The sequence below is a fragment of the Niallia endozanthoxylica genome (assembly GCF_008710145.1).
Lineage (GTDB): Bacteria > Bacillota > Bacilli > Bacillales > Cytobacillaceae > Bacillus_BD > Bacillus_BD endozanthoxylica.
Map to the genome: position 1 here is coordinate 1 of NZ_VYKL01000074.1, position 5,448 is coordinate 5,448.

At 39.5% G+C, this 5,448-nt stretch carries 4 protein-coding genes and 1 pseudogene; 3 read left to right on the plus strand and 2 right to left on the minus strand.

All coding sequences use genetic code 11. The features are described from left to right. The coding region (locus F4V44_RS26675) for an RNA-guided endonuclease InsQ/TnpB family protein (protein ID WP_150443009.1) at window positions 1–1,204 on the plus strand (1,204 nt) is incomplete at its 5' end. A 356-nt stretch (window positions 1,205–1,560) separates the two neighbouring features. Here the strand turns inward: F4V44_RS26675 and F4V44_RS26680 are convergent. Beyond that, a complete protein-coding gene (locus F4V44_RS26680; protein ID WP_150443010.1) occupies window positions 1,561–2,313 on the minus strand; it encodes an IclR family transcriptional regulator in 753 nt (250 codons plus the stop codon). A gap of 191 nt (window positions 2,314–2,504) precedes the next feature. Between F4V44_RS26680 and F4V44_RS26685 the strand changes: the two genes are divergently transcribed. After that, window positions 2,505–3,497: an ABC transporter substrate-binding protein gene (locus tag F4V44_RS26685; RefSeq protein ID WP_150443011.1), complete on the plus strand. Its 993-nt coding sequence runs from the start codon at window positions 2,505–2,507 to the stop codon at window positions 3,495–3,497. Window positions 3,498–3,512: 15 nt separating this feature from the next. Next, window positions 3,513–4,598, plus strand: coding sequence for a zinc-dependent alcohol dehydrogenase (locus F4V44_RS26690; RefSeq protein WP_150443012.1), 1,086 nt, complete (start codon window positions 3,513–3,515; stop codon window positions 4,596–4,598). Window positions 4,599–4,942: 344 nt separating this feature from the next. Here F4V44_RS26690 and F4V44_RS26695 read toward each other — a convergent pair. Further along, window positions 4,943–5,254, minus strand: a pseudogene (locus F4V44_RS26695) (aromatic ring-hydroxylating dioxygenase subunit alpha); the annotation flags it as partial. Window positions 5,255–5,448: the final 194 nt, after the last annotated feature.

Below are 5,448 nucleotides of genomic sequence, written 5' to 3' on the forward strand. Positions count from 1 at the left end.
TAAACGATTAGCAAAAGAACAACAAAAGCCAGTTGAACATCGAAAAGAAGTGAAGTGTCATTTATTTTCGTTACCTGATCCTTCCCATCCCTATGTCTCATACACCTTTCTAGATGCGTTGTTTAAGTCCATGAAACAAAACGATTACCAATCGCTGCCTATTCAAAGTAGCCAAATAACTATGAAAACGGTCTTTCAAAATTGGAAATCCTTTTTTGCTAGTTTGAAAGATTGGAAAGCGAATCCATCAAAATATACCGGGAAACCAAACATTCCAAGATATAGTCGCGCTACTATGAAAGCAGTTGAATTTACCAATCAGGATTGTGTGGTCAAAGAAAATAAATGGTTAAAGTTCCCTAAAACCAAAGAGAAGTTGAATATTGGGAGGTTAGGGTCTACTTCTAATAAGTTAAAATCGGTTCGTGTGATACCAAAGTACAATCAATTTGTGGTGGAGCTGGTATTTGAAAAAACTGAATTAGAGGAAAGAGCAGGACACGTTTCTTCACGCTTAATAAGTATTGATTTGGGGATTGATAACTTAGCAACTATTACAACAAACACAGGAATGGAACCTGTTTTGTTGAAGGGCCAAACGATCAAATCGATCAATCAATACTACAACAAAATGAAAGCTCATTATTATGGGATTCTGCGGCAAGGAAAAGGTCCGAAAGAAGGATTGTTTTCTTCTAAACGATTGGTTCATCTCGAAGCCGTTCGGTATCGAAAGATAAAGGATTGGTTTCATAAAGGCAGTTTTTTTATTAAAGAATTAGCTGCGTTAGAAAACATTGATACCATTATTATCGGTCAAAACAAAGGATGGAAACAACACTCAAATATGGGGAAAGAGAACAATCAAAAGTTTGTTCAAATTCCGTACCATCTTTTGATTTCGATGATTCAGTATAAAGCAAAAGAAATAGGCATGAAGGTGATTGTAACAGAAGAATCTTATACTTCTAAGGCTAGTTTTCTAGATGGTGATGATTTTCCTAGATATGGTAAAAAAAGAGAGACAATCTTTTCAGGCCGTAGAATTTCCAGAAGCTTATATCGCACAAAAAACAGCAACATCCTCCATACAGATGTCAACGGTTCTGCGAATATCATGCGAAAATATGCGAATAAAGAGGCCATCTCTTTCCAGATAGAAGATGTGGCCGTTCATCACCCTTTAACCTATAAAATGGTTTAAAAGCAGTTCCGAAGCAAGAGCAACGGAATAGAGGGCCTGGTGGTCACTAGAGCCACAATGTCGCAGGTCCCGTAACGTTAAGCGTTCAGCCTGTAGGTTCGATACGTTACAAACCCCCTCCTCAAGGAATGAAGTGAGGTGGGAGAAATTGATCAACAAAAGTTATTCATCATCTCACTACTATCGTTTTTACTAGGACGAAAATGAAAACCAATAGACAACTCTATATAAAAAGAAAGAATGATTAGTTAGACTAATCATTTCTCTAAACAAAGTATTTGACTGCTCCCACAGCTAAAGCAGTGGGCTTTCACGTTCGGGAAATTCTGTAATTATTTCTCCTATTCTACTATTCATTAATAATAGTCCATTCCCATTTGTTCAGTAATCAGTCTGCTGCATTGTCTGAGTTCCCTCACGTATTGATCAATCTGATTTAAAGTAAAAGTTGCTCTAGAACCAGTAATGCTGATTGCGCCTACTACTTTTCCTAAATCATTTTTTACAGGGACTGCTACAGAAGAAATTCCCTCCCTCAACTCTTCCATTGTTAAGGCGTAATCCTTCTTTCTAACTTCGATTAGATTTTTTTTCAAATCGTTTCCGGTAACAATTGTTTTATTTGTATACCGAGGCAAACCACCTTCGATTACCCGTGCAACCTCTTCGTCACTTTGGTGTGCTAACAGCATTTTACCAATTGCAGTACAGTGTGTAGGAATTCGGTCACCAATCTTCGATTTTGTTCCATTATCTCCATTTGGACTTCGCTTAACAAGGTATACTACCCCACCCTTATCATATACACCAAGCCGTATAACGCGATTAATAGTCTTTGTAAGCTTATCAAGGACAGGAACTGAAACTCTGCGCAGCTCCATTGAATGATAGACGGTAAATCCGAGTTCGAAAGCGGCAATCCCTAATTGATATTTTTGGGTTTCTTGGTTTTTTTCGACTAAATTTGATTCATTTAATGTTTTCATAAGTCGGAAAACAGTACTCTTTGCCAACCCTAATCGCATACTCAATTCCGTTATTCCTAATTCTGTCTCTGTCTTCGAAAAGGTCTGCAAAATTCTAATCGCATTATGTACTGAAGACAACACATTACGTCCCCCGCTCTCTACTTTTTGTAGAATATTTTTATTATTGTAAATTTAACAAAAAGTTGTTTTGTTTTCAATAATTTTGTTACGTAGTGTGCCGTATGAAAGAACAGACTATTTTCAGCATCTGCATCCATAGGACATTATGAATATATAACTATTATTAAAAGATTTTGAGAGGAAGTGGCTATATGTCTAAACTATCATTAAGCTTTGCCTGCTGGGATTACGATCGGATCCATGCTCTAACAAACGGTTCTGTTCAAGTAGATGGAATTGATCTTAATTGGCTAAATATGCCGGTTGAGGAAACATTTTGGAGAATGATGCGTCATCAAGAATTTGATGTAGCAGAATTATCCTTATCATCGTATTTAGTTGCAAAGGATCGCGGTTATCCAAATTTCACAGCAATTCCCGTTTTTATGTCTCGGTTCTTCCGCCATTCCGGCATTTATATCAATAAGAATTCTGGTATAAATAAACCTGAAGACCTTAAAGGGAAACGAGTTGGGATTCCAGAATATCAGTTAACTGCCTGTCTTTGGATTCGTGGAATACTCCAGCATGATTATGGTGTTCATCCAGCCGATATGAATTGGTATATTGGCGGTCAAGAAACAGCCGGTCGGATCGAGAAAATAAAGCTTGATCTTCCTTGGAATATTAACATCAGACAAATTGATAATAATCAAACCTTAAATCAAATGCTCGAATCTGGAGAAATAGATGCCTTTATCGCACCGCGTGCACCATCTTGTTTTCTTGAAGGATCGCCAAATGTTCAGCGTCTTTTCCCTGATTATCCATCTGTTGAAAAGGAATATTTTAAGCGTACGGGAATTTTTCCAATTATGCATGTAGTAGCAATTAAAGATGAAATTTTAGAAGAGCATCCATGGGTTGCACAAAATTTATACAAAGCCTTTGAGCAGGCAAAACAAAAAGTATATGAAGGTTTTAAGCAAACAGCAGCATTAAAAGTAACCCTTCCTTGGTTCACTTCAGAATGGGAAAATACGAGAGAATTAATGGGTGAGGATTTCTGGCCCTACGGATTAGAAAATAACCGCAAAACCTTAGAAGCAGCGGTAACCTATTCCTATGAGCAAGGAATGATCAAGAACCAATTAAAGATAGAAGATTTGTTTGCCAAATCTACTTTAGAAAAATACACGTTATAAAGAGGAGGCAAATGAATGGGTAAAAAAGTTCTGGCAGCAGTCGCAGTAGGTGAAAAGGAAACAGCTCTACGTGAATTTGAATTACCTGATATCTCTTCGGAGGAAGGAATTCTCCGCGTCGAAATTGTGGGAATCTGTGGAACTGATGTTTCTTATTATCGTCACTTTCAGGAGCCTAAAATTTTAGGGCATCATGTTATAGGTTATATTGAAAAGATTGGAGAAATAGCATCAAAAAAATGGGGATTAAAAGAGGGTGATCGGGTAGCGATGGAGGAATACATTCCATGTGGCCAGTGTAAAGCCTGTCGGACGGGCGCCTATCGATCATGCACCTTTACCGATCCCCGTTCTGGCGGAATCCGCTATGGAACAGTTCCTATCTCTATGAGTCCATCATTATGGGGCGGATTTAGTCAATATATGTATCTCCATCCAAATTCCGTTCTTCATAAGATGGCAGAACATGTACCTGCTGTCGAAGCCGCGCTGACGTTACCATTAGCTAACGGGTTTGAATGGATGAGTATAGAAGGAAAAGTAACAACCGGTCAAGTGGTGGCCATTTATGGGCCTGGACAGCAAGGATTAGCCTGCGGGCTGGCTGCTAAAGCCGCCGGAGCAACGGTCATTATGATTGGACGAAGTTCTAGTCTGCGCCGCTTAACATTAGCCCAAGAATTAGGAATGGATTACATCATTAATACGACTACAGATGATTTATATTCCAGTATTGAACAAATAACAAACGGCCGAATGGCAGACGTGGTGCTCGATGTTACATCTGGCGGTACAGCTCCGATTACAGACTCTATCAATATTGCAAAAAAAGGTGGAACGGTACTGCTTGGAGCCTACAAATATCAAGCTATTCCAGATTGGGATATCGATACAGTTATCAAAAAAACACTAACTCTTAAAGGTGTTAGAGGACATAGCTTCGAATCAGTTCAAATGGCTACTGAACTCATCGCAGCAGGCAGGTTCCCGCTCAGCCTGCTGAATTCTCATAATTATGGGTTAGATCAGGTAGACTTAGCATTAAAAACAGCCGGAGGCGAAGGTGAACCTGCACCTTTGTTGGTTACTGTTACGCCATAAATAATACACGGAGAAGGTTCTTCTGCTCCCATCGTAGCAGAAGAACCTTCTCCGTGTTTTTTATAATGAGAATTTATTGATTCAACAAGGTGTCAGGCACCACAAATGGACATTTTCTTGCATATTGTCTTTTTGTAGTGCCTCCCCCCCTTCGTTTCGAAATGGAAGACTATCTGCTATTTTGTTTTATTATTAATCTCTATTGGCGGCTGGTTTTTATCAAAGGACAAAACAGAAGGAACGAATCAAGTTTCGGAATATTGATAGATGCATGGGAACGGTTCTCCTGCATCCATGAAGCAGAAGTTCTCTTGCAGCGGTTCTACGGACCAGATTCGTATTGCTTAATTTAAAGTGATGGGCTTTGCTCCTTCTTGGAATAGTACTCCCTTTGGAAGTAAAACAGAAGCGGAACGAACATGATGTGAGCTAGGCTCAAGAGCGGGCAATTCTTCTTCGTTTTCCGGCAATTTTACTGCTTTTAATAAACATTGTCTTGCTTTTATAATAGCCGTGTCACTTGTTCCCAACTTTTCTGTTGAACGATCCACAATCGGCCCTGCACTCGTTTGAACGGCGTGATCTTCCATTCTGATTCCAAAGATACCGGCGAATGATTCCCCTCTTTCCTGCATGTCACGATCGATTAAGAAATCATTGCTAGGATTGGCTTGTGTATTGAACTACTCACCGCTTAATTCCTGACGGAATTTGAAGCGGGAGATTCCTGCGAACACCGACGTATCCGTCAGTTATTGAGCAGGCTCTACCCGTCGTCCCGACGGTGATTGCTTAACTATCCTGTACGTTGGACTCGCCACACGCCCTACTCTGCTTGGTTTTCGCTACT

Excerpts from the sequence above, each read along its gene's own strand:
- F4V44_RS26685 (WP_150443011.1), top strand. The coding sequence starts at position 2,505 with ATGTCTAAACTATCATTAAGCTTTGCCTGCTGGGATTACGATCGGATC.
- F4V44_RS26690 (WP_150443012.1), top strand. The coding sequence starts at position 3,513 with ATGGGTAAAAAAGTTCTGGCAGCAGTCGCAGTAGGTGAAAAGGAAACA.